Raw genomic sequence first — 1,303 nt, forward strand, 5'->3', positions numbered from 1 at the left:
AAGCTGACCTTGACCCGGTCCGAGAGCCGAGAAAGCTCCTGCCTGATCTCGGCCGTATGCCTGTGGGTGGTGAGCTTGTAGCCGACGACATTCTCGGCCAGGTTCGGGTAGTGGCTCGTCTGGGAGGGGGCGATTCCGGCCCCGGTGATCCCGGACTTGGAGTCGAAGACGACCCTCTCTGCGAGGCCAGCCTCGACCAGGGGCGCCACGGCAAGGCTCGCGCCGGTGGGATAGCATCCGGGGTTGGCGACGAACTCGGCTCCTCCGACCTCGGGGTGGAGCTCCGGCATTCCGAAGACCGCCTCCCGAAAGGCTCTGTGCTTCATGCCGTAGGTCTTCTCGAAGACCTCCAGGGGAAGCCTGTAGTCTGCCGAGAGGTCCACCACCTTCACACCCTCGTCCAGGAAGCCCGGAACCCAGTCCATAGCCGTCCCGTGGGGAACTGCGGTGAAGACGAGGTCGCACCTTTCGGCGATCTCTGATATCTCAGGCGATTCGAACTTGAGGGTGGAGATCCCCCGGAGGTGGGTGTGGACATCTCCCACAGGGGTACCCTCCAGCTTGCGGGAGGTGATGCAGACCGCCTCGGCCCCGGGATGGAGGCTGAGGAGGCGCAGGAGCTCGCCGCCGGTGTAGCCGGACCCGCCGACTATTCCAACCTTGATCATGGGCACAGAGCAATACGGGCTGGTATAAAATCGACACGCTGGTTTGTGATCTGATCCCGAAAAAGATGAACAGGAAAAGAAGATATTTATCGGTGGATGGGAGGCTGGAGTTCTGGAGTAGTGATTTCCGTTCAGATCTGCAAATCCTGTTCGGATCTAGCAGGGCAGATCACCGGACCGAAATGCATTTTGAGATGATCCCATGAAACTCGATAATAAAAGCTCAGGCGACGTGAGGATCGTCCTTCCGGCGGGAAGGCTCGACGCCTCGTCGTCAGACGAGCTGAAGGTGGAGATAGAGGGGCTGATCGGCGAGGGATGCAGAAAGGTGGTTGCGAACTTAGACCAGATGGGGTAGATCGCCGGGTTCACCCAGCTCTTCGAGATATACGACCGCGAAGAAGAGGCGATCGACGAATTCGGGAAAGGAAGCTAGTGCCCTTTCATAGAATGTTCAAACAATTTTCTAAGGGCTTTACAGTTTTATCTTCATGATTTTTTATTTCTTCAAGTCAAACTGGCGGCGGTGAATAGGACGGATTGACAAAACATGTTGAGTTATTTAACCGCATGATATCATCCCAAAATACGTGAACACAGCAATAGTTCGTTGGTTATATGCCCATCCCCGCAGC

Annotated in this window: 2 protein-coding genes; one reads left to right on the forward strand and one right to left on the reverse strand. The window is 56.5% G+C overall.

The annotated features are described in order from the left end of the window. A partial coding sequence (gene argC, locus ACP5EL_RS10330) for an N-acetyl-gamma-glutamyl-phosphate reductase (protein ID WP_428402427.1) occupies positions 1 to 668 on the reverse strand: 668 nt, incomplete at its 3' end. A gap of 202 nt (positions 669 to 870) precedes the next feature. On the opposite strand from argC, the gene ACP5EL_RS10335 reads away from it, so the two are divergent. After that, complete coding sequence (locus tag ACP5EL_RS10335; protein WP_428402428.1) at positions 871 to 1,026, forward strand: hypothetical protein; 156 nt, start codon at positions 871 to 873, stop codon at positions 1,024 to 1,026. Positions 1,027 to 1,303: the final 277 nt, after the last annotated feature.

It is taken from the genome of Methanocrinis sp. (genome assembly GCF_049974945.1).
Taxonomy (GTDB): domain Archaea; phylum Halobacteriota; class Methanosarcinia; order Methanotrichales; family Methanotrichaceae; genus Methanocrinis.

Bases quoted from the DNA above. Each gene is read 5' to 3' on its own strand.
- ACP5EL_RS10335 (WP_428402428.1), top strand. From the start codon at position 871: ATGAAACTCGATAATAAAAGCTCAGGCGACGTGAGGATCGTCCTTCCG.